Source organism: Paenibacillus sp. FSL K6-0108, assembly GCF_045040695.1.
Classification (GTDB): domain Bacteria; phylum Bacillota; class Bacilli; order Paenibacillales; family Paenibacillaceae; genus Paenibacillus; species Paenibacillus pabuli_B.
On record NZ_CP150288.1, the window covers coordinates 6,365,883 to 6,389,255 of the forward strand.

The 23,373-nt window shown below is 47.1% G+C and carries 16 protein-coding genes, 15 tRNA genes and 2 rRNA genes; 2 read left to right on the top strand and 31 right to left on the bottom strand.

Annotation, left to right across the window (positions count from 1 at the left end):
- Positions 1-3 precede the first annotated feature (3 nt).
- The 3 genes from MHB49_RS28945 to MHB49_RS28955 are packed head-to-tail and all read right to left on the bottom strand — an operon-like array spanning position 4 to position 1,259.
- Positions 4-240, bottom strand: a complete 237-nt coding sequence (locus tag MHB49_RS28945) for a PspC domain-containing protein (RefSeq protein WP_405153909.1) — start codon at positions 238-240, stop codon at positions 4-6.
- Positions 241-244: 4 nt separating this feature from the next.
- Positions 245-916 carry a PspA/IM30 family protein gene (locus MHB49_RS28950; RefSeq protein WP_192270719.1) on the bottom strand — a complete coding sequence of 224 codons (672 nt, stop codon included), beginning with the start codon at positions 914-916 and terminating at the stop codon, positions 245-247.
- A 34-nt stretch (positions 917-950) separates the two neighbouring features.
- The gene (locus MHB49_RS28955; RefSeq protein ID WP_024634156.1) at positions 951-1,259 is read right to left on the bottom strand and encodes a LiaF transmembrane domain-containing protein; all 309 of its coding nucleotides are present in this window, start codon (positions 1,257-1,259) and stop codon (positions 951-953) included.
- 489 nt (positions 1,260-1,748) lie between these two features.
- Here MHB49_RS28955 and MHB49_RS28960 point away from each other — a divergent pair, with 489 nt between their 5' ends.
- On the top strand, positions 1,749-4,136 hold the full coding sequence (locus MHB49_RS28960) for a helix-turn-helix domain-containing protein (protein WP_405153910.1): 2,388 nt from the start codon (positions 1,749-1,751) through the stop codon (positions 4,134-4,136).
- A gap of 188 nt (positions 4,137-4,324) precedes the next feature.
- Here MHB49_RS28960 and MHB49_RS28965 read toward each other — a convergent pair whose 3' ends face one another.
- The 19 genes from MHB49_RS28965 to MHB49_RS29055 all read right to left on the bottom strand — a co-directional run bounded on the left by MHB49_RS28965 (position 4,325) and on the right by MHB49_RS29055 (position 13,246).
- Entirely contained in the window at positions 4,325-5,251 is a 927-nt protein-coding gene (locus MHB49_RS28965) for a class I SAM-dependent methyltransferase (RefSeq protein ID WP_405153911.1), read from the bottom strand.
- 281 nt (positions 5,252-5,532) lie between these two features.
- Positions 5,533-5,611: transfer RNA gene (locus MHB49_RS28970), tRNA-Leu, on the bottom strand.
- Between the two features lie 22 nt (positions 5,612-5,633).
- Positions 5,634-5,707 (bottom strand) — tRNA-Cys (locus tag MHB49_RS28975).
- Positions 5,708-5,713: 6 nt separating this feature from the next.
- Positions 5,714-5,788 (bottom strand) — tRNA-Gly (locus tag MHB49_RS28980).
- 4 nt (positions 5,789-5,792) lie between these two features.
- Positions 5,793-5,867: transfer RNA gene (locus MHB49_RS28985), tRNA-Gln, on the bottom strand.
- A gap of 13 nt (positions 5,868-5,880) precedes the next feature.
- Positions 5,881-5,953, bottom strand: a tRNA-His gene (locus MHB49_RS28990).
- A gap of 28 nt (positions 5,954-5,981) precedes the next feature.
- Positions 5,982-6,055, bottom strand: a tRNA-Trp gene (locus MHB49_RS28995).
- A gap of 6 nt (positions 6,056-6,061) precedes the next feature.
- A tRNA-Tyr gene (locus MHB49_RS29000) sits at positions 6,062-6,147 on the bottom strand.
- A 5-nt stretch (positions 6,148-6,152) separates the two neighbouring features.
- Positions 6,153-6,228, bottom strand: a tRNA-Thr gene (locus MHB49_RS29005).
- 18 nt (positions 6,229-6,246) lie between these two features.
- Positions 6,247-6,322, bottom strand: a tRNA-Phe gene (locus MHB49_RS29010).
- Positions 6,323-6,418: 96 nt separating this feature from the next.
- Positions 6,419-6,496, bottom strand: a tRNA-Asp gene (locus tag MHB49_RS29015).
- 27 nt (positions 6,497-6,523) lie between these two features.
- A tRNA-Met gene (locus MHB49_RS29020) sits at positions 6,524-6,597 on the bottom strand.
- Positions 6,598-6,614: 17 nt separating this feature from the next.
- Positions 6,615-6,690 (bottom strand) — tRNA-Val (locus tag MHB49_RS29025).
- A 70-nt stretch (positions 6,691-6,760) separates the two neighbouring features.
- A tRNA-Glu gene (locus MHB49_RS29030) sits at positions 6,761-6,832 on the bottom strand.
- A gap of 7 nt (positions 6,833-6,839) precedes the next feature.
- Positions 6,840-6,931: transfer RNA gene (locus MHB49_RS29035), tRNA-Ser, on the bottom strand.
- A 3-nt stretch (positions 6,932-6,934) separates the two neighbouring features.
- Positions 6,935-7,010, bottom strand: a tRNA-Asn gene (locus tag MHB49_RS29040).
- 68 nt (positions 7,011-7,078) lie between these two features.
- Positions 7,079-10,007, bottom strand: a 23S ribosomal RNA gene (locus MHB49_RS29045).
- A 340-nt stretch (positions 10,008-10,347) separates the two neighbouring features.
- Positions 10,348-11,899 (bottom strand): 16S ribosomal RNA (locus MHB49_RS29050).
- The 16S and 23S rRNA genes sit together here with 15 tRNA genes alongside, the layout of an rRNA operon.
- Before the next feature lie 465 nt (positions 11,900-12,364).
- A complete protein-coding gene (locus tag MHB49_RS29055; protein WP_405153912.1) occupies positions 12,365-13,246 on the bottom strand; it encodes a nucleotidyltransferase-like protein in 882 nt (293 codons plus the stop codon).
- Positions 13,247-13,368: 122 nt separating this feature from the next.
- On the opposite strand from MHB49_RS29055, the gene MHB49_RS29060 reads away from it, so the two are divergent.
- Positions 13,369-13,767, top strand: a complete 399-nt coding sequence (locus MHB49_RS29060; RefSeq protein ID WP_247899318.1) for a YgzB family protein — start codon at positions 13,369-13,371, stop codon at positions 13,765-13,767.
- Between the two features lie 134 nt (positions 13,768-13,901).
- Here MHB49_RS29060 and MHB49_RS29065 read toward each other — a convergent pair whose 3' ends face one another.
- The 9 genes from MHB49_RS29065 to gatC form a co-directional block, all read right to left on the bottom strand.
- A complete protein-coding gene (locus MHB49_RS29065) occupies positions 13,902-15,632 on the bottom strand; it encodes a glycosyl hydrolase family 18 protein (RefSeq protein WP_405153913.1) in 1,731 nt (576 codons plus the stop codon).
- Between the two features lie 136 nt (positions 15,633-15,768).
- Complete coding sequence (perR, locus tag MHB49_RS29070; protein ID WP_024631328.1) at positions 15,769-16,191, bottom strand: peroxide-responsive transcriptional repressor PerR; 423 nt, start codon at positions 16,189-16,191, stop codon at positions 15,769-15,771.
- Between the two features lie 174 nt (positions 16,192-16,365).
- Positions 16,366-17,766 carry a DUF4097 family beta strand repeat-containing protein gene (locus MHB49_RS29075; RefSeq protein WP_405153914.1) on the bottom strand — a complete coding sequence of 467 codons (1,401 nt, stop codon included), beginning with the start codon at positions 17,764-17,766 and terminating at the stop codon, positions 16,366-16,368.
- Positions 17,767-17,791: 25 nt separating this feature from the next.
- Positions 17,792-18,385 carry a hypothetical protein gene (locus tag MHB49_RS29080; protein ID WP_405153915.1) on the bottom strand — a complete coding sequence of 198 codons (594 nt, stop codon included), beginning with the start codon at positions 18,383-18,385 and terminating at the stop codon, positions 17,792-17,794.
- Positions 18,386-18,531: 146 nt separating this feature from the next.
- Positions 18,532-19,242 carry an MgtC/SapB family protein gene (locus tag MHB49_RS29085; RefSeq protein WP_247899322.1) on the bottom strand — a complete coding sequence of 237 codons (711 nt, stop codon included), beginning with the start codon at positions 19,240-19,242 and terminating at the stop codon, positions 18,532-18,534.
- A gap of 33 nt (positions 19,243-19,275) precedes the next feature.
- Entirely contained in the window at positions 19,276-19,764 is a 489-nt protein-coding gene (locus MHB49_RS29090; protein WP_405157266.1) for a GNAT family N-acetyltransferase, read from the bottom strand.
- 96 nt (positions 19,765-19,860) lie between these two features.
- Positions 19,861-21,300 (bottom strand): Asp-tRNA(Asn)/Glu-tRNA(Gln) amidotransferase subunit GatB, encoded by a 1,440-nt coding sequence (gene gatB, locus MHB49_RS29095; RefSeq protein ID WP_405153916.1) that lies wholly within the window; start codon positions 21,298-21,300, stop codon positions 19,861-19,863.
- Between the two features lie 26 nt (positions 21,301-21,326).
- Positions 21,327-22,784 carry an Asp-tRNA(Asn)/Glu-tRNA(Gln) amidotransferase subunit GatA gene (gene gatA / locus MHB49_RS29100; RefSeq protein ID WP_405153917.1) on the bottom strand — a complete coding sequence of 486 codons (1,458 nt, stop codon included), beginning with the start codon at positions 22,782-22,784 and terminating at the stop codon, positions 21,327-21,329.
- 27 nt (positions 22,785-22,811) lie between these two features.
- Positions 22,812-23,099, bottom strand: a complete 288-nt coding sequence (gene gatC / locus MHB49_RS29105; protein WP_247899326.1) for an Asp-tRNA(Asn)/Glu-tRNA(Gln) amidotransferase subunit GatC — start codon at positions 23,097-23,099, stop codon at positions 22,812-22,814.
- Positions 23,100-23,373: the final 274 nt, after the last annotated feature.

Sequence of the window (23,373 nt, forward strand, 5' to 3'; positions counted from 1 at the left end):
CGTTTACTTGTACCCTCTTCCGTGATCAGCACCATAAGTGTATGGATCAACGTGATAGGGTTCTTTGGGTACTACCAATGCAGCGATAAAGTAGATCAGCAATGAAGTACCTCCCGTAGCGAAAATACTGATGAAGAAAATGAGACGCAGCAGCGTGGAACTAAATCCGAGATTTTCAGAAATGCCGCCGATCAACCCCGTCAGCATACGATTACGCGATGAGCGGTAAAGTTTATTCATTCGTCTACTCCTTTCTGTCATTGTTAAGCTTTTGCTTCAGTCGCTCCAGTTCTTTGTCCAGCGCAGAGGATGACATGGTGCCAGACGTTCCTGCCCCATCCTGACTCATACGTCGCAAATCCCGAAGACTTTGTGCCTCATATTCGAGATCAGATACCTGATCGTCCAGCCGATTGAACATACGGGGCACATTCTGACCGTTGTAATGACCTCTCTGATTCATTCGTTGCTGTAATTGGATCGTCTGCATACGAGCATAGTAGTATTGACGTTTGCTGTATACATTTTGATACTCCACTTTCAGTTGGTCGATCTGTTCATCCAGTTCCTGTAATGCTGCATTGCTTTGTGCGTACAATTCATTGTATTGCTCCATTTTTTCCTCGTGGAGAATTTTCTCCTGTAAAGCAAGTTTGGCCAAATGCTCCTCGCCTGCTTTCAAAGCCATGGAAGCCTGTTCTTCCCGTTTGTGTACCATACCTGCTGCCTGATCCGCTTGTTGTTTCATTTGTCTGGTATGGCTTGCATATTGATGACGAAGCTTCTCGGCTTCACCGATGTCTTGGCGGGTCGAGACCAGAAACTGATCAATCAGTTTGACCGGATCCTGACTTTGCTCCAGATGTTCGTTTAGAGTAGCTACGGTAATATCCCGCATTCGACGAAATACACTCATTTTGTTCTGTCCTCCTTATCATAATCGTGAAAGTTTAGTAACGGCCACGACGACTGCGATTATTACTCAACATGGAGAATCCGAAGATGATTAACCCAATCGCGATGATCGGTCCGATCAACCAGGCCAGTTTACCTAGCAAGGAGAGGATACCGATGAAGAGAACAATCCATCCAAGCAGTACGTTTCCTCGTTTAACTCCGTAGTATCCAAGTGCAATCATCAGGATCGGAATCAGATAACCCATTAAGTGTCCCAGTAGAGGAGTTAACTTTCCGAAGAGGAGGAGAGCACCCAGCGCAATCAGTACAATCGCCCAGCCATTTCCTTTATTCCATCTCATAATTGTTGTTCACCACCCTTTCGATTCGTTAATTTTGGCTTGTGTGTATTTGTTTGTTTGTTTCTTGTTTAACCTTATGTCCTTATTCTAGGGGAAACTGCGACTTTTCAAAACAGACCGTGGACGGTTTTTCATCCTAGACTCAGGTCGGGGATCGTGTTGGACCTTTGACTGTCCCTGGATCAGACCGCTGACCACTCTACCAAATAGAAGCCTCACATATACCTAATTGCCCTTTTCCAGATCCCCTCACCCCTTATGAATATGGCGTCCATATCTCTTATCTACGTCCTCCCTTGACTGCAGTTTCCCATTTTGTCTTCCAAATAACTCCACAAAGCTGAAATACGATCTTAAATATTTCTTCACTTTACTTTGGAATTGAATCTTTATTACTTTTTTATCCAAATAAACAAAATTTAGATTGTTATATATGTAAGCGTTTACTAATATAGAAAGTGTTACTAATCCAAAGTCAGGAGTGGAACTGTGCGATCATTCAGCTATCTACATAAGATGGTAGTCTTCGGAATCTTGTTAAGTACGCTGCCCATTCTGTTGACCGGAATCGCTGCTTTTATCTATTCTTCGAAACAATCGGAACTGCACCGTATTCAAGCCAATAAACAACTGCTGATCCAAATGCAAACCAATGTGGAGCACAAACTTGCCACCGTAAGCTATATGCTCGATCAGGCCGTTCGGTCACCAGACACGCTCCGTTCGCTAACTTCATCATCATCGATCCAAGACACTGGGCCTTTGTTTGCTGAGAAGCTACAGAACGAATTTAATAATATGAGGTCATGGGAGCCTCTAATGGATATTACACTCGTAAATCAGACACAGGATTGGCTTATTAATCATGCTGGCCTGTACCTTAATACTGAATTTCCAATGGCTCTGCCCATGAAAGACTTGTTATCAAACACACTTACATCCGGCTGGCAGCTCACCCCATCCTCCATATTTAACAATGAGGAGCGTATAGTGGATTCAGGTTGCATGTATCACATTGCACTTGCGAGAACGATCCCCCATATAAATGTTTCTTCTGATGCTGCACTGATTGCAGGAATTCCCGCGTGTTCACTGCAAAAAGCAATGGAAGAGAATTCTCCGGACAAATTTGCCGCCGGGCTGATTATTCTGAATCGTGAACAACGTATTATGGTTCATCCTGATCCTTTTTATATTGGACAGCCTTTGGATGCAGCAGGAATATGGGACAGCAATTCGGGGGCCAACTTTAGTGAATTGTTATCTAAGCGTGGGTTCACCGCCTCTTCAGGTCAACGTGAGGTACGTATTGCAGACACTGACTACTCGCTGTCCTATACGCATTCTGCTCTAAAAGGGTGGACATATATTCTCGTTTCGCCTAGGAACATTCTAACCCACGAGTATGTTCAGATTGGGTTGCACACCATGTATATCAGTACCGCTATGCTACTGCTTTCTCTATTACTCTCATGGATTGGATCGAGGCGAATGCACATCCCCATCCGCAAACTTCTTATACAGCTCGGTCACAAGCCATTGTCCAAAGGTCATTCCAAAACCCATTCTATACTTCATATGGATGAATTCGAGCAAATCAGAACCGGCATTTCTCAGCTAACTGCTTCACAATCCCAACTTGAAAGCAAATTAAATCAATATAACTTGCAGCTCCGTACTCATTTTTTAATCAACCTGCTTCTTGGCAAAAATCCACCCTCTACTCTTCATGACAACCTCAGAGAGAATGGTTATGATTCACAGCTTCAAGAGTGGCAACAAATAGCCGTCATTGCAGTCCAGGCTGATCTCGTAAATCACACCAAATATCATGCCAAAGATCGTGATCTACTGCTGTTTGCCATTCAAAATATACTGGAGGAGAGTGTTTACGCAGAACAACAGCTGCTTCCTGTGGTCTATGAACATACTGTCGTTACGATCATCGGTTCTCCTGAGCAAGACGGGGTTCGTTTTTCAAAACATCTGTCCACATTAACGGAACAACTTCAATATCAAATCAGAGAGATCCTTAGTCTGCAGGTTAGCATTGGTTTTAGTCAGCCTTGCGCCTCCCTGTTTCAGATCCCGCAAGCTTATACGGAGGCCCTTGAAGCGCTCAAACATCGAATGAAGCTGGGAGCAGGCATCATCTTTCAATTTGAAGCAGTCGATAATCGCACATCCTATTGGGCGCTATCTTATCCCGAATCACTGGAATATACGCTCTTACAGGCTATCCAAAATGCAGATGAGGCTCATGCCTCCTCTCTTCTCCACCAGTTGCTTGAAGTACTGTTTGGCATGGAATGCACACCAGAAGAATATCAGGTAGCACTTACCCGATTATTAACACATATTTTGCAGATGATGCAGGAATCCGGTATACGGCTGGGACAGATCTCCAAAGGCCATGGATCTATTTTCAATGAACTTCATGCTTTACAGTACGCAGCTGAGGTTGAGCAGTGGTTTAACGAACATATCATCATACCGATCATTCTTATTCTGAAGGAACGACAGTACGCTCAATATCAGCACATTTCCGAGAAAATGATTGCCATCATCCAGCAAGAATACGATAAAGATCTGACGTTGGAGGAGTGCGCATCCAGACTCCACTACAATGCAAATTACCTGAGTAGTGTGTTTCGCAAAGAAACAGGCTGTGCATTCAGTGAGTATCTGACAAAGTACCGCTTCAGTATAGCTAAAAAGTGGCTGGACGAGAGCGAGCTAACGGTCAAGGACATCGCTGCGCGGCTGCGCTATAATAACCCCCAGAACTTTATCCGCTCTTTTCGAAAATGGGAAGGGATCACTCCTGGACAATACCGAGAACGTAGGCAGAAGGCTGAATTGTCCATGAAGCAGTAGGGAGATCTTAAGAGGATTGAAGTACGACAGCTTTGTCCGTTTCTCTTTTGCAGAAGAACTACCCCTTTACACTTAACCAAAGAAGTTGTTCTAAATATGACGATACAAAAAGGGAGTCAATACAGCGACTCCCTTGTAACTACGTATTACTTGAAATAAATATAATTTTCTAATATTGGTCACATTATTTACTGCGCTTTGGTACGTACCCCTTTCATATTCGGTTGCTCCAATTGAATCAGAATTTTACCGAACTTCCCGCCGCGTGAAAATGCAACCTCACCCTCCTTATACGTGTCTCTGATGTAGTGCTCAGCCAGGGCAAGGGAACCTTCATCCGTTGGCAATTCATGCGTGCCAAGCCATTCCTGAAGTTTGTCTACGACTTCTTCCACTGACATCTTAAAATAACTTGTTTCTTTAGTGATCAAAGTAGTGTAGGAATAGTCTTTCAGGTATAGTAGCTGTTGTATATAACCCATGTCACCATAATTGTTTGGAGGGTAGACACCCAGTACCTTTTTAAGCTCATCTAATAGTGTATCTTCTTTTGGCCCGGCCATCGTGCTGATATAAACATACTTCCGTGCAGTGCTTATTGCTTGTTCAATCGTTTCCCAATCCGACATTGCCGGGCACATGGATGCAAATGCGAAGTCATATCTCTTTTCCCAGCCCTTTTCCTTAATCGATATTTCCTCGAACCGTTCTGACACAATATCTATACTGGAATGCAAGGACGGAGGAATCGTTTCTTTCATTAATGAATTGAACAGTTCTGATGGCTCTACAGCTGTAACAGTCGCTCCTTTGGTGGCAAAAGGGATAGTAAAAATTCCAGACGCTGCTCCAATGTCCAATATGGATAAACCGTTTAAATCCACTCCCTGATTTTCGATCCAGCCTATGATGCGTTCAGATCGCTGCCTTCCCTCTTCAGTAAACGACTGCTGATGATATTTTGTAGCCCATTGTTCAAATGCTTCTGTCGCGTAGAATGCAGCGTTTTTCATATTGGATGTAGAACCTATAGATTGATTTCTCCAAGCTTCTTCCCATACAGATAGATTGAATAAAAGTTCAGATTGCTTAGATACCTGTTTTTCCTTGGACACGATGACTCACTCCATTTCTTTGTATGAAAATATAAAAAGTTAAACGGGACTATTATTTTTATGAAAGCATCTTCTATATGAATTTAAAAGAGCTATAATATCCGCAATTAAAGGAATTAGCATTAAGGACTTTACATGTCTACAATATACCCATTAAAGATGTACGTCAATACATATAAATAAATAATTTAATTTCCTTCTACCAATCATACTCCGTATAGTATCTGTCAAAATAAAAAAGCTCATTAGATTATGCATCTAATGAGCTTTACTTACTTGAATACCGGCGAGAGGACTCGAACCTCCACGGTTTCCCACTCGATTTTGAGTCGAGCGCGTCTGCCATTCCGCCACGCCGGCATATGAAGTTTTGAAAAATTACTGGAGGCGCCACCCAGATTCGAACTGGGGATAAAGCTTTTGCAGAGCTGTGCCTTACCACTTGGCTATGGCGCCATATTTTGGAGCGGACGACGGGAATCGAACCCGCGACCCTCGCCTTGGCAAGGCGATGCTCTACCGCTGAGCCACGTCCGCATAATGGCTGGGGATATAGGATTTGAACCTATGCATGACGGAGTCAAAGTCCGTTGCCTTACCGCTTGGCTAATCCCCAAAAAAAATAAAGGGGCGATCGAGGGGAATTGAACCCCCGAATGCCGGATCCACAAACCGGTGCGTTAACCACTTCGCCACGATCGCCATAATACAATATGTCTTGAAAGTTAATTGGCAGGGGCAGCAGGAATTGAACCCACACCAACGGTTTTGGAGACCGTTGTTCTACCTTTAAACTATGCCCCTAAAAACTGGTGGAGGATGATGGATTCGAACCACCGAACCCGTACGGGAGCAGATTTACAGTCTGATGCGTTTGGCCACTTCGCTAATCCTCCATAAGTGGTGCCGGCGAGAGGACTTGAACCCCCAACCTACTGATTACAAGTCAGTTGCTCTACCAGTTGAGCTACACCGGCGTATTAAGTTTTCGTAAATGGTGGCTCGGGACGGAATCGAACCGCCGACACGAGGATTTTCAGTCCTCTGCTCTACCGACTGAGCTACCGAGCCACAATAAAGTTTAATCCTGAAACGTTACACTTTATCTAGGGCGTTCGGTGCCATATAGCAGATTTAGTGAACAGCTTCCTCATGTAAAGATTAAAATGGCGGAACCGACGGGATTCGAACCCGCGATCTCCTGCGTGACAGGCAGGCATGTTAGGCCAACTACACCACGGTTCCAGATCACTTTCTTGAAAGAAAGGTTAATTGCGGGGGCAGGATTTGAACCTGCGGCCTTCGGGTTATGAGCCCGACGAGCTACCGGGCTGCTCCACCCCGCGTCGTTATAAAAGTTATATGGTGGAGGCTGAGGGGATCGAACCCCCGACCCTCTGCTTGTAAGGCAGATGCTCTCCCAGCTGAGCTAAGCCTCCGAACAACACATTTATGATCTTATCATAAAACTGCTGTGAAAATCAACTTCTTTTTTTTGAAGTTAAATTATGACCCGTAGGGGATTCGAACCCCTGTTACCTCCGTGAAAGGGAGGTGTCTTAACCCCTTGACCAACGGGCCTTACTAATGGCGGAGAGAGAGGGATTCGAACCCTCGAGACGCTTGTGGCGCCTACACGATTTCCAATCGTGCTCCTTCGGCCAACTCGGACACCTCTCCATATGGCTCCCCGAACAGGGCTCGAACCTGTGACAACTCGATTAACAGTCGAGTGCTCTACCAACTGAGCTATCAGGGAATATTCTTCAGAGATTATTCTCTGAAAACTAGATCCGAAACGAAATGTGCGACTTACAACTTGCATATTTGGATAAGCCCTCGACCGATTAGTACTGGTCAGCTCCATGCATTGCTGCACTTCCACCCCCAGCCTATCTACCTCGTCGTCTTCAAGGGGTCTTACATACTGGGAAATCTCATCTTGAGGGGGGCTTCACGCTTAGATGCTTTCAGCGCTTATCCCGTCCGTACATAGCTACCCAGCGGTGCTCCTGGCGGAACAACTGGTACACCAGCGGTACGTCCATCCCGGTCCTCTCGTACTAAGGACAGCTCCTCTCAAATTTCCTACGCCCACGACAGATAGGGACCGAACTGTCTCACGACGTTCTGAACCCAGCTCGCGTACCGCTTTAATGGGCGAACAGCCCAACCCTTGGGACCTACTTCAGCCCCAGGATGCGATGAGCCGACATCGAGGTGCCAAACCTCCCCGTCGATGTGGACTCTTGGGGGAGATAAGCCTGTTATCCCCAGGGTAGCTTTTATCCGTTGAGCGATGGCCCTTCCATGCGGTACCACCGGATCACTAAGCCCGACTTTCGTCCCTGCTCGACTTGTAGGTCTCGCAGTCAAGCTCCCTTATGCCTTTGCACTCTTCGAATGATTTCCAACCATTCTGAGGGAACCTTTGGGCGCCTCCGTTACTCTTTAGGAGGCGACCGCCCCAGTCAAACTGCCCACCTGACACTGTCCCCGCACCGGATTACGGTACCAGGTTAGAACCTAGATACGATCAGGGTGGTATCCCAACGGTGCCTCCACCGAAGCTGGCGCTCCGGCTTCAAAGGCTCCCACCTATCCTGTACAGATCGTACCCAAATTCAATATCAAGCTGCAGTAAAGCTCCATGGGGTCTTTCCGTCTTGTCGCGGGTAACCTGCATCTTCACAGGTATTAAAATTTCACCGGATCTCTCGTTGAGACAGCGCCCAAGTCGTTACGCCATTCGTGCGGGTCAGAATTTACCTGACAAGGAATTTCGCTACCTTAGGACCGTTATAGTTACGGCCGCCGTTTACTGGGGCTTCGGTTCACAGCTTCGGGATTACTCCCTAACCGCTCCCCTTAACCTTCCAGCACCGGGCAGGCGTCAGCCCGTATACTTCGCCTTACGGCTTCGCACAGACCTGTGTTTTTGCTAAACAGTCGCTTGGGCCTTTTCACTGCGGCCCCCTCGTGCTATTCACACTACCGGGGCACCCCTTCTCCCGAAGTTACGGGGTCATTTTGCCGAGTTCCTTAACGAGAGTTCTTCCGCGCGCCTTAGAATTCTCTTCTCGCCTACCTGTGTCGGTTTGCGGTACGGGCACCATCACCTGGCTAGAGGCTTTTCTTGGCAGTGTGAGATCATGACCTTCGCTACTATAATTTTCGCTCCCCATTACAGCCCAGCCTTAACGATGTGCGGATTTGCCTACACATCAGCCTCACTGCTTAGACGGACATCCATCAGTCCGCGTCACTACCCTGCTGCGTCCCCCCATTGCTCATAACGGCTTACGGTGGTACAGGAATTTCGACCTGTTGTCCTTCGACTACGCCTTTCGGCCTCGCCTTAGGTCCCGACTTACCCTGAGCGGACGAGCCTTCCTCAGGAACCCTTAGGCTTTCGGCGGATCAGATTCTCACTGATCTTTTCGTTACTCATACCGGCATTCTCACTTGTATAATGTCCAGCGCTCCTTACGGTACACCTTCAACCCTTATACAACGCTCCCCTACCCCTGATGCAAAGCATCAAGCCATAGCTTCGGTGGTGTGTTTAGCCCCGTTACATTTTCGGCGCAGAGTCACTCGACCAGTGAGCTATTACGCACTCTTTCAATGGTGGCTGCTTCTAAGCCAACATCCTGGTTGTCTGTGCAACTCCACATCCTTTCCCACTTAACACACACTTGGGGACCTTAGCTGATGGTCTGGGCTGTTTCCCTTTTGACAATGGATCTTAGCACTCACTGTCTGACTCCCGGAAGTAAGTCTATGGCATTCGGAGTTTGACTGAGCTTGGTAACCCTTGCGGGCCCCGCACCCAATCAGTGCTCTACCTCCACGACTCTGTTTTCCGAGGCTAGCCCTAAAGCTATTTCGGGGAGAACCAGCTATCTCCGAGTTCGATTGGAATTTCTCCGCTACCCCCACCTCATCCCCGCACTTTTCAACGTGCGTGGGTTCGGGCCTCCAGTGCGTGTTACCGCACCTTCACCCTGGACAGGGGTAGATCACCCGGTTTCGGGTCTACGTCCACGTACTCATTCGCCCTATTCAGACTCGCTTTCGCTGCGGCTCCGGCTCTTCACCTTAACCTTGCACGGGAACGTAACTCGCCGGTTCATTCTACAAAAGGCACGCCATCACCCCTAAAACGGGCTCTGACTTTTTGTAAGCACACGGTTTCAGGTTCTATTTCACTCCCCTTCCGGGGTGCTTTTCACCTTTCCCTCACGGTACTGCTTCACTATCGGTCGCTAGGAAGTATTTAGCCTTGGCAGATGGTCCTGCCGGATTCATACGGGGTTTCACGTGCCCCGCACTACTCGGGATCCGTCTCGGAGAGAGCCAACTTTCAACTACAGGGCTATTACCTTCTTTGGCGGGCCTTTCCAGACCTCTTCGTTTAACCGGCTCCTTTGTAACTCCATGTGAGACGTCCCACAACCCCAGAGAGCAAGCTCTCTGGTTTGGGCTTCTCCGCGTTCGCTCGCCGCTACTGACGGAATCACTATTGTTTTCTCTTCCTCAGGGTACTTAGATGTTTCAGTTCCCCTGGTATGCCTCTACGTAACCTATGTATTCAGTTACGAGTAACTGGAAATTACCCCAGCTGGGTTTCCCCATTCGGACACCCCCGGATCAAAGCTTGCTTACAGCTCCCCGAGGCAGTTTCGTTGTTCGCCACGTCCTTCATCGGCTCCTAGCGCCTAGGCATCCTCCGTGTGCTCTTAGTAGCTTAACCATATTGCTCCGGTTTTGACTGCTCGCTTCCCTTGTTTTGCTTGCGCAAAGCCAAAAGTCGCTCCCATTCAATACCATCGCAAAAGCAATTAAGTACCAATTTATTGAAACTTGTTTAACACAAGTTCAGCTAAAAAGGAATGTTCTAATTCGCATATTTCGTTTCGATATCTAGTTTTCAAAGAACAAGCTCCATGCAAAAGCAAGCTGTTTGAGAGTTTGAGCTCTCAAAACTGAGCAACGAGTGAGCTAAAAGCTTTACGAAGTAAAGCTCGCTTCGGAAGCATGCTTCCTGAAGACTTGATTTGAATGTTTCCGCTGCGGGAAACGATTCTCCATAGAAAGGAGGTGATCCAGCCGCACCTTCCGATACGGCTACCTTGTTACGACTTCACCCCAATCATCTATCCCACCTTCGGCGGCTGGCTCCTTGCGGTTACCCCACCGACTTCGGGTGTTATAAACTCTCGTGGTGTGACGGGCGGTGTGTACAAGACCCGGGAACGTATTCACCGCGGCATGCTGATCCGCGATTACTAGCAATTCCGACTTCATGCAGGCGAGTTGCAGCCTGCAATCCGAACTGAGACCGGCTTTTTAGGATTAGCTCCACCTCGCGGCTTCGCGGCCCGTTGTACCGGCCATTGTAGTACGTGTGTAGCCCAGGTCATAAGGGGCATGATGATTTGACGTCATCCCCACCTTCCTCCGGTTTGTCACCGGCAGTCACCTTAGAGTGCCCATCCGAAATGCTGGCAACTAAGATCAAGGGTTGCGCTCGTTGCGGGACTTAACCCAACATCTCACGACACGAGCTGACGACAACCATGCACCACCTGTCTCCTCTGTCCCGAAGGAAAGGTACATCTCTGTACCGGTCAGAGGGATGTCAAGACCTGGTAAGGTTCTTCGCGTTGCTTCGAATTAAACCACATACTCCACTGCTTGTGCGGGTCCCCGTCAATTCCTTTGAGTTTCAGTCTTGCGACCGTACTCCCCAGGCGGAGTGCTTAATGTGTTAACTTCGGCACCAAGGGTATCGAAACCCCTAACACCTAGCACTCATCGTTTACGGCGTGGACTACCAGGGTATCTAATCCTGTTTGCTCCCCACGCTTTCGCGCCTCAGCGTCAGTTACAGCCCAGAGAGTCGCCTTCGCCACTGGTGTTCCTCCACATATCTACGCATTTCACCGCTACACGTGGAATTCCACTCTCCTCTTCTGCACTCAAGTCACCCAGTTTCCAGTGCGATCCGGGGTTGAGCCCCGGGATTAAACACCAGACTTAAATGACCGCCTGCGCGCGCTTTACGCCCAATAATTCCGGACAACGCTTGCCCCCTACGTATTACCGCGGCTGCTGGCACGTAGTTAGCCGGGGCTTTCTTCTCAGGTACCGTCACCTTGAGAGCAGTTACTCTCCCAAGCGTTCTTCCCTGGCAACAGAGCTTTACGATCCGAAAACCTTCATCACTCACGCGGCATTGCTCCGTCAGGCTTTCGCCCATTGCGGAAGATTCCCTACTGCTGCCTCCCGTAGGAGTCTGGGCCGTGTCTCAGTCCCAGTGTGGCCGATCACCCTCTCAGGTCGGCTACGCATCGTCGCCTTGGTGAGCCGTTACCCCACCAACTAGCTAATGCGCCGCAGGCCCATCCCCAAGTGACAGATTGCTCCGTCTTTCCAGTTTCCTTCAGGCGAAGAAAACAACTATTCGGTATTAGCTACCGTTTCCGGTAGTTGTCCCAAACTTGAGGGCAGGTTGCCTACGTGTTACTCACCCGTCCGCCGCTAACCATCAGAGAAGCAAGCTTCTCTTCAAGTCCGCTCGACTTGCATGTATTAGGCATGCCGCCAGCGTTCGTCCTGAGCCAGGATCAAACTCTCCAATAAAGTATTGAAAAGAGCGATAAGCTCATTTTGAATCTGACGAGATTAAAAATCTCATTTATGTTCCAGTTTTCATACAGCCAAATGGCATGCACCAAAAACTTTCACGTTCATCCTGCAAGCAGGATGATTACTCACTCGTTGTTCAGTTTTCAAAGATCAAACTTGATTTGTGTTACTCATTTTCGTCTCAACCGCGTTTTCGGCGGCGACTTAAATAATGTACCACATTTCATTTGTTTTCGTCAAGAACTTTTTTTAATTTCTTTTTTTGAAGCTTTTAGTTCTTCACTAGTTCCTATGCAGAATTAATCGTTTGTTGACGATAAGCTCGTTAGAGGAACGAAATATAATGTATCATATTTACTAAATATGAGTCAACCTCTTTTTATAAATTATTAAACAAACAAAAAAGGAAGGTTTCCCCTCCCGCTTTATAATCCACATAAGGTCAGGCTTCACGAGTAATTACGCCTCAATCCAATAGCGGATTTCCCGTCCATCTCCTCCTATAAAGGATGGCCATCCTGCCGATTCTTTTACTATAGAACGAAACACCAGCTTACGAAGGATGAGAGGCAGATCTTCCCGTACAAATCTCAACTGTGGATGGTGGACAAGTTCATCCATACTCCACGGTTCCCTTCGACTTCCCAGCACACGCAGAAGCAAGCCGGAGCAATCGCCCATTTTGGACATCACTGAGAATTCACATGCAAGCAGTACAAGCTCGACTCTCTGTTCCAGTGTCTCCGAACTTACTGTAAGCTCCTGATAGAGCTTCCACAAAGCACGATCCAAACTCTGCACATGTGTCCAGACGGCATGATCCGGGTAAATCCCCTGTTCAATAAGTACAATTCTAGCCCAGTTCCCTAGAGCCTCAAGTACATTGTAATAGGCATCAACAACATGGCCCTCTTGAATGTAACGTTTGGCTTCCACGTACATTCTTAAAAAACTTGCGAATTCATGCAGAAGCTTTTGCTCACGCAATTCGGTTCCAAAAGCAGATAGTTCCTCTCGCAAAGCGCTCAAGGCATTACCCGCTTCCCAAATGATCTCACCTTCAATCAGGCACTGCATGATGTTATTGTTATCCCCCGTAATTACACTGCTCTGCAGCTCATGACGGCTGATATAGATCATTTGATAACGAAGATCACCATATTTGTAGTGTCCAACTTTGGATATCAACTGGTCGGTATTATGAACAACAAGTACGAGCAATTCAAAATCCTGAATTAGGGAGCCGTGGAATCGCTCTCCCGGGCGGGAATAAGCGATAGCCCCAACTGCCCCTGTCTCTTCCGACTGTTCGGACAAAAAAGCAAGGTTCTTTAGTTCCACGATTCCCTCCATACAATTCATGGCAGATAAGCGCCAAGTCAGTTATAATGTAATTCTACATGCAGGCTGAAGTTTCCTTCTTATCCAGGTCCGATACTACTCATACGATAGGAGCATTTTTCATGATTTTCAAATCAGCAAAAATTAATGCTTTTCGCACTTGGGGACTACTGCTTACCATGCTCGGCATGGGCCTAATGGTACTGGGAACTGCCGGAATTGTGTTCTGGGGACACGCAGGCAAAGTATTTGCCGCTGTGGGACTCGTCATCGGCCTGATTGCCATGATGGCTAGTCTGGCTATTTATTTCTGGGCTGGCATGCTTTCCACAAGCGCAGTACAAGTGGACTGTCCGGAATGTGGCAAGTTAACCAAAATGCTCGGCAAGACAGATCGTTGTATGTTCTGTCACACCATCCTTACCCTGGACCCTAATCAGGCCAATACAACCAGTTCACAACTGAAAGCGCATTCCACGTCTCCTTCCGACACAGATCATGGCATAAGTTCCAACAGCTAGATGTACTTTTCATCAACTTTTCATCCAAGCCCAGAGACAGAAAAAAGGCCCGGTATCTTCACCGGACCTTTTTTTGAATTTCAGATAGACTTTTAAATTAATTAATATATAAGTTCAAAAGAGCTATTTCATATTTATTTCGAATACCCTGCCTGTTTTAACGTCTCCCATGCCGATGCATCGGCGAAGCTTCGATTCCATGCAGCTACTCCACCCAATTTCAACGAAGCAACCAAATCAACGCGTGCCTGAAGTGAAACGGCATCTTCTATCCAGATTTTCTTGGTTGCCCCATCTTCGGCATACTCCACATAATTCTGTCCGCTTTGTTTATCCAGAACAGGTTTAAGTTTCTTTTCCTTGATCAGGTCTGTGACGGTGCTCATGCCTACCGCTTTGGAAGACACTTTCAATTCTCCTTGATCATTGGTCTCTTCCGTCCAGATTCGAGTATATAGCGGCACAGCCATAATCAATTTGTTCGATGGTACTTCATCCTCTTCCAGGATCCGTCTCATAGAAGACTCGGTCCAAGGAAGCGAGGCAACCGAACCAGCCTTTGGACTCGCCGCCCAATGCTCGTCATACGCCATAACGAAAATATAATCGGCAAAAGAGCCTAACGAGCGACGATCCAGAAAAGCAGACCACATCTCACTGTTTGATTTCGGCGTCACATCAACCGAGAGCATCAAACCATGAATGCGCGCCATCGCTTTGATTTCGCGGACAAATTGAGTGATATTCGGTCCATCGTCTGTATAGACGTTCTCAAAGTCAATGTTAATGCCGTCCAAATGATAAGTCTGTGCATACTCCAGCATCTGCTCGATAATATGCGTACGTGTCTCATATGAGGCCACGGCTTCTTTCGTAATATCCGGATCAAAGCTGTTGTCCATCAAGCCCCACACTTCCATGCCGGAACGGTGAGCCCAGTTTACGTATGCTTTATCCCCTTTGCTTTTAACATTGCCTTGTCCATCTGTAATATGGAACCACGTGGGACTGACCACATTAACTCCAGGCATCTTGCCAATTGAAGACACATCAGGCTGTCGATTGTATACGGCTTCCCAAACCAGGTTGACCGGTTTATTCTGCCACTTTTTCTCCGCCGCAGTCATTGTGAATTTGGGCTTGTCCAGTTCCTTTTTCTCCGTAAGAGTGACATACTTATTAGCCACATAACCGGCATACCCATTATCCAACTGAACAAAGCTCTGGTCATCCCCTGTCTGCCAAACCCTTACTCGTGTGTTCTGCTCCATATCGGCAATGATGGGAGAAGATTCTCCCCCGCGTTTGTATAGCGGAACTGTCTTGTCCGCCTTGGAAGACAATGTATTAATCTCCGCATACTGAATGGTGTCACCTCCACGCATCAGCAGCACCGCACCCGTTGTAGCATCTTCCTGTATAGCGATCCCATATACCTCTTTCAATGGTTTGAGCGGAATATAAGCTTCTCCCCCAACCACCTCCGGTTTAACCGTCATGGGATAATCCCGATGATTAAGTTCCGCCTTCGTACTGCCTTCCTTCATATGGAGCACTCGCTGCGGTGTTGCAATAATGATATCACCTGTGTCAGCTTCATAACGTATTCCGGGATCGATCGCCTCTTGCAGCACCGATACAGGAAATTTAAGCTGATCTCCCGTTCCTGACGCCTCGCCGTCCATCAATTGTCCGTCCACAAAAATAGGTTGATTCATACCAATCCAGTCGGGGTCTTCGTGAATCTGATTAAGCCAAACATTCGTTATTAGCCAATAAGCACCGCCTGCAACAACACAGGCAGCCAAAAATCCAGGCCAGAATGAACGACGCTTCTGACGTGTATATCTGCTTTTTCTACTCAAACGTCTACCTCCGTTAATCATGCTGAATCATGAAATATCTAATCTGCTAAGACTATATACATTCTATCGTCCTAAAAACAAAAAACGTGAAGAATCCAAACTGAATTCTGCACGTTAATATTGTAATTCAACTCTCTTAATCCCTGCAACTTTTACAAACGCCATAAACTTCCAATCGGTGACCATGTACTTCAAATCCTGTACTTGACTCCGCCTGAAGCTCCACGCTTTTTAGCGAAGGATAACTAAAATCTTCAATTTTGCCGCATTTATCACAGATAACATGGTAATGATCCGTCACATTGGCATCGAATCGACTTGAGTTATCTCCATATGTCAACTCCCGGACCATGCCCGCTTCCAGAAACATCTTCAAATTGTTATATACAGTCGCCACGCTCATACTGGGAAACTGGGGTTCAAGCGCACGGTAAATTTCATCGGCTGTCGGATGCCCCATGGATTCCATCAAATAGTTCAATATGGCATGACGCTGGGGTGTAATACGGACACCGGTCGTTTTCAGATGCTCCAACGCATGTTGGACACGTGTTGCCATAAAACCCACCGCCTTACCTTTCATTACTCTGCAGAGACAAAATGTATGATCACATGTTCTCTTCATTCAGAGTTGATCTGGACTGGAACAATGTGTTTACATTATTCCTGCCGTCTAACCTTGCCAGTTTATATTTATTGTACGGCGATTGCAAGTTTATTGTCAACGCGTCAGTCAGGGAACTTCGGATGTTTGGTCTTGGGAATTCTGTCCGTCTTCGGTCATTTGTTCCAAGCCATCAGCCGTATCTTCCGACTCCAGTGAATTTGTTCCAACAGGAGGCACTTCAGGATTACGATCAATAGTGAGGTCGCTGTTTCCCTCGACTTTAACCGTATACTCTCCTTCACCAAGCTGGCCCTCAATCGTTTTATTCTTCACTGTAAACGGCAGATCCGTTTGCAAATCTCCATAACTGCTGGAGCCACTTAGACTATAATCTCCCCGCTCCGGAAGCAGAATGTTAATAGCCCCTACAGCGCTATAAACGTCCCAGTCACCGCCTACTTTGGAAGATACAATGCTTATACTGCCATTGAGGGATTGAGCCTTGAGTGCCAAACTTGCGCCATCTACATTGATATTTCCGTTTCTGGTGTCCGCTGTAATTTCTCCAACGGAGTCCGTGATGCTAATACTTCCGACTTGTGTAGTCAAATTCACATTTCCGGAGACCCCACGTGCCTTCATGTCCCCTCGATTACTGTTCAAGTCTACATTTCCGATGGCATTTGCCACAATGACATCACCATTCAGCGTTTTACCGGAAATATCACCTACGGCGTTCGTAATTCGTATACGTCCGTTTCCTGTCTCGGCCAAAATGGTACTAATGGCTTCCGGACGATTCAACAATATGGCTCCATTGGATGTACGAATATCGAGATTGAAGCGACGATCATCCGGAATCGTTATGGTGATATTCATCCGCGGCTGTGTTTTTTCGTTCTCTCCATATGTTTTGCCTGTTGTCTTAATATGAATCACTTTTGTACCATCCGTCTCAACAAACGAAGCGTCCGCCACTGCTTTGGCCTGTACTTCGGTTGTCTGATCTACCCAAACTACGGTGCGTACCTCAATCTCTTCCGTATCCCCACGCTGTACGGAGATATCCCCGTTTACTCCCTCAACAACAAGGTCCGAGGTCTCCATGCCCACAGGTACCCGAATTGTGCCCTTATCTTCCATGTATCCTGCTGCCTGACTATAGTCCATGGATGCTGCTCCCAGATTAAGACTTACCCTGTTCCACAGATGCATGTAGTGATCCTGCTCCGTAACGATAAATACAGAAGCCGTCAGCACAAGGGCTGACAGTATACCTTTCGCATCGGGTCTGAAACGCATTTTAATTTTCTCACTCTGGTTGTCTGGAGCTGCAGTCCATCTTCTACGTGTCACTAAGAATAACAGTATGTATTCCACACCTAACACAACGAGCAAGAGGGGCCACCAATCGACCATCTCATATACATAGTCCGTTCCCCACCGTTTATCCAAAATCAACAGCAGACCGACAGCTATGATTAAAGCGGCAGCTGTGTAGCGGCCGACCCGGACTTTACGGTTCATGGCTATCCCTCCTTGATAGTTCAAACTAGATTTTCTTCTTCCGAAGCATGACCCAAATTTCCCGTCCGAAAAGGATTAGTCCTCCTGCGATCATAAGAACAGCAAAAGTATATCCACCGTACACAGCGATTAGCTCTTTAAACCAACGCGGTTTGCGAAAGAACAATACCAGCAAGGATCCTCCTACAATCAGAAGCAGTCCAAACGAAATACCTTTTTCCCAAACCATCATGGCTTCCCCAGCCGAACGTTCATTAGGGGTGGGCTTGTCCAAGCTATTGTGGGTAACCGCTCTTTTTCTGCGCATCATCACCCAATCCGCAGATTGTAATACGTCAAATACATTGTAAAAGTATATTACCGGAATAAACAATGCCAGCAGGATAAGCAATGGTACATTGATCTGTATTCCAATGGATGAGAAGTACAAGAGTGCTGACAGGTCCAGAAGCACAAGCATCATGAAGGTCAGACCTCTCATGTATAATCGAAGGTAGACGTGACCCAGACCAGGAATAACCGCACTTAGTAACCCGGCAATAAACTTGTGAGTCCGATATCGGACAGGTTTTCCTCGCGTTTCGCTGGAATTATTGTTTGATTGCTGTTTCCGTTTCATAAACGACTCCTTCCTTCCGGGTTAACATTCCCGCTCTTCATGCATTTGGTTAGATAGTACCCTAAAGAGCCGGGAGAGTAACTGGAAGAAATATGGTTATGAGCAAAAACCCTCCGGCACTAAAGGCCTCAGAGGGTTTAATTCATTTATTCGACCGACACTTTCGTTACATGTTCCCACTGTCTTAACTTGGTTACAAGCTGCACTGCACTGAACTCATGTGGCATGTAAACATGCAGCACAATTTCAATTTTGCGTTCAACGGATATCATTTCTGCATAAGCCAAATCCTGCTCATTCACCGTTATTTTACGTATTTTAATCTTCTCCTGCTCCATAAATGAAGATACCTGTTCCAGAAAACCGGGATCAGACAAGGTGTGAAGCGTAACCACATGAAGTTTGTTTCCCCGTATATACCTGAGCTCCAGCTTATTGAATACCCAGAGATTAAGTAATACCAAAGCCGTTGACACGATGGAGGCAAAAAAGAACCCCGCGCCTGTGGCCAGTCCGATGGCCGCCACAACCCAAATTGAAGCTGCCGTTGTGAGTCCGGTAATTGACTTGCCTGTAAAAAGAATCGTGCCCGCTCCCAAAAAACCAACGCCGGTAATAACAGCTGTAGCGAGACGTGCCGGATCAATCCTTACGTTTAATTCATTTGCAAAATCTTTAAAGCCATAAACAGACAGCATCATAATAAGTGCAGATCCAAGACATACCAGAATATGGGTACGCAAACCAGCGGCGTGATTGGAACGCTCCCGCTCCAGGCCTACAAGCCCTCCAAGCAGCATAGCCAGTAATAATCGCAATAAAATGTGCCACTCATCTATTAACCAGGGATTGCCCAAAGCCGGTATTCCTCCTCCAAGTTGTTCACATCATTAATCTTTATTCTTATGAAATGTCGTTAATTCCACTCCGGGTGCAATTTGTACAACTTCCACGGGCTCAAAACCAAATTTGGTATACAATTTCACGGCTGGTTGATTCAACGTTCCTGTAGAAACGATATAACGCGGAAGATTGGGATGCTGTTTAAACACATGCATCATCAAGGCAGCAGCAATTCCTTTACGGAAATGGTCTGGGTGTACCATCATTCGCGTGATTGTTAATGTATTAATCTCTTCCTCATCCACGGCAACCGCACCAAGCAATTCACCGTCCGTGTCCAGATAGCCATAGAAGATCTCTCCACAATTTTGCAGTGTCTCCATCGTATCCATTAAAGGTGGAATTTCCTGAAACCCGATGATTTCCGCTTCAAGCCGATAGGCCACATGCTGTAAGCGCCAGAGCTGACCTACCATCTCCACATCGTTTAATGACAAAGATTGAATCTCCATACCTTCCTCATCTCCTTCGTACATCACTGAACCAGGACAACGAAATCAAATCTGTACCCCTAACACAAAAAGAGGCTGTCACAGGGACGAGCCTCTTTCTGTCCGGCCTCACCGGATGGATTAGCGGTTCAGTACATCTGTAAGCAGTTGATTGGCTAGGCCTGGATTGGCTTTACCTTTGCTTTCTTTCATGACTTGACCAACAAGGAAGCCAATGGCCTTCTGCTTGCCCGCCTTGTAATCTTCCACGGATTGAGGGTTGTTCGCAACAACCTGCTCCACAATGGCAAGAATGGCACCTGAGTCACTAATCTGGACCAGACCTTTTTCTTCAACGATTTGTTGAGGAAGCTTGCCGCTCTCCAGCATTTCCTTAAATACCGTTTTGGCGATTTTACTATTAATTGTACCTTTTTCAAGCAGCCCAATCATCTCACCAAGACCTTGTCCAGTCAGTGGCACCTGAGTTACTTCCAGGTTACTGGTGTTCAAATATCCCAGCAAATCGCCCATGATCCAGTTGGATACGGCTTTTGCATCTTTGGTGTATTTCAGACTGTCTTCAAAAAGATCTGCTACCGCTTTAGAAGAGGTGATAACCTCCGCATCGTAACTAGGCAATCCATAATCCGCAGTATAACGAGCTTTACGCTCGTCCGGAAGCTCCGGTATGGAAGCTCTGATCCGTTCTTTCCAGGCTGCATCGATATGCAGCTTCACCAAGTCCGGGTCCGGGAAATAACGATAGTCATGCGCCTGCTCTTTACCACGCATCGACAGTGTTTTCCCTTGAGCCTCATCCCAGCGTCGAGTTTCCTGAACTACTTCACCGCCATCATCCAGGATCTCAGCCTGACGGAACTGCTCATATTCCAGACCACGCTGAACGCCGCGGAAGGAGTTCATGTTCTTCAGTTCCGCTCTTGTTCCCAGCTTCTTCTGTCCATGCGGACGCAAACTAATGTTGGCATCACAACGCAGTGAGCCCTCTTCCATCTTCACGTCGGATACATCACAGTACTGCATGATTGCACGCAATTTTTCCAGGTATGCACGAGCTTCTTCCGGAGAAGAAATCTCAGGTTCAGACACAATTTCCACCAGCGGGGTACCCACACGGTTGAAATCGACCAAGGAAGCATAGCCGCCGTCAACGTGGGTAAGCTTCCCTGCATCTTCTTCCAAATGAAGACGCGTAATGCCGATTCGCTTCGTTTCACCGTTGACTTCAATATCGATCCAGCCGTTCTCACCGATCGGTTGATCGAATTGTGAAATCTGATAAGCTTTTGGTGAATCGGGGTAGAAGTAGTTTTTGCGGTCAAACTTGCTGACATCAGCAATGGTGCAGTTAAGAGCCATGGCTGCTTTCATCGCATAATCTACAGCCTGGCGATTCAATACAGGCAATACGCCTGGATGTCCGAGACAGACCGGACACGTGTGAGTATTGGGCGGAGCTCCAAAGGCAGTGGAGCAGCCGCAAAAGATTTTGGAGTTTGTATGCAACTCGACATGGACTTCAAGTCCAACGACCGTTTCATATTTAGATGCGGACATTTCTATATTCCTCCGTTCCGGGCAGTCTACAGCTGCGGACGCTGCTTGTGGAATTCCGTATTTTGTTCAAACGCATGCGCTACGCGCAGTACAGTCGTTTCATCAAAAGCTTTACCGATTATCTGCATGCCGACAGGCAGTCCATCCGAGAATCCGCAAGGGATACTGATTGCTGGTACACCAGCAAGACTGACAGGGATAGTCAAAATGTCGTTGAGATACATCGTAAGTGGATCATCAACCTGGGAACCGAGTTTAAATGCCGTTGTTGGCGCGGTTGGTCCGATGATGACATCATATTTGGCAAATACGTCGTCGAAATCCTGTTTGATCAACGTACGTACTTTTTGAGCTTTCAAATAATACGCATCGTAGTATCCCGAGCTGAGCGCATAGGTTCCAAGCATGATGCGTCGTTTCACTTCGGGACCAAAACCTTGACTACGGGACTGGTGGTACAGATCCAGCAAGTTTTCCGGGTTGTCTGCACGAACACCATAACGCACGCCGTCGAAACGAGCCAGGTTCGAAGAAGCTTCCGATGAAGCGAGCAGATAATACGTAGCTACCGCATATTCGGTATGCGGAAGGGATACTTCCTCCCATGTTGCGCCGAGTCCTTCGAGGACTTTCAGGGCAGACAAGACGGTTTCTTTAACTTGAGGATCAACGCCTTCACCAATGTATTCCTTCGGAACAGCAATGCGAAGTCCTTTGACATCCCCTGTCAGTCCGCTCAAGTAATCCGGGATATCCACTTTCGCGGATGTCGAATCTTTGGCGTCATAACCAGCAATGGCTTGCAGCACATAGGCAGAATCCTCGACATTTTTCGTCAAAGGTCCAATCTGATCCAGGGAAGATGCGAATGCAACCAGACCAAAACGGGATACGAGTCCGTAGGTAGGTTTCAAACCGACAACGCCGCAATAGGAAGCAGGCTGTCTGATGGAGCCCCCTGTATCTGATCCCAATGTGAAATAAGCTTCTCCTGCCGCAACAGCCGCAGCAGACCCACCACTGGAACCGCCTGGAACACGATCAAGTGCCCAAGGGTTACGTACTGGGTAAAAGCTTGAATTTTCATTGGAGCCGCCCATGGCGAATTCATCCATGTTTAACTTCCCTATCATGACGGTATCTGCTGCTTTCAACTTCTCAACAACCGTTGCATCATACACCGGGTCGAAGTTGCGCAGAAACTGGCTGCCGCATGTTGTACGCAGTCCGTTTGTAACGATGTTATCCTTAATGCCAACTGGCAGACCAAAAAGCAAACCTTTTTCCTCGCCGCTGACGAGACGATCATCCAGTTGACGTGCACGAGCACGTGCTTGTTCTTCATCCAGTGCCAGATAAGCCTTAACCTTCTCATCCCGTTCACCAATGTTCTGATATGCCTGATTCACCAGATCGCTGACCGACAGCTCCTTGGCGTGCAGCTTGTTATGTATCTCCGGCAACGATTGTTCAAATAAACTCACGTAATTCGTCCTCCTTCCGGTTATCCGTTATTCCATTACAGCAGGCACTTTGAATTGCCCTTCTTCTTCTTCTGGTGCATTGCGCATAACCTGTTCAATTGACAGGCTTTCCTTCGTCTCATCATCACGCATCACGTTGCTGACGTGCAGCACGTGAGTGGTAGGTTCAATGTCATCAGTGTCCAGCTCATTCAGCTTCTCAGCATATTTTAAAATCGCGTTCAGCTGTCCTGTCAGGGTCTGTTCTTCTTCCGCAGTCAAATTAAGTCTAGCCAGCTTGGCCACGTGCTGAACGTCATTATTTGAAATACTCATGTCCGGATGCCTCCTTCATTCGTTCTAATTCCCGAAACCGCCGAAAACGAATCGTTCGTTTAACGGGCTAAAGTCCCAAGATAACTTTTTTCATTATAGGTGAGATAGTTCGACAATTCAATGCATAGGACTGTACTGACTTCTATTACGTAGAAAAAGGGTTCCAGTGATTTTTTAGACATCTGAGCAATGATATCCTTCCTGCGTGCCTCATCGCTATTAAGAATTCACTGTATTAATGATTGCTCCTAGTCTAAATTGGCAAAAAGACAGT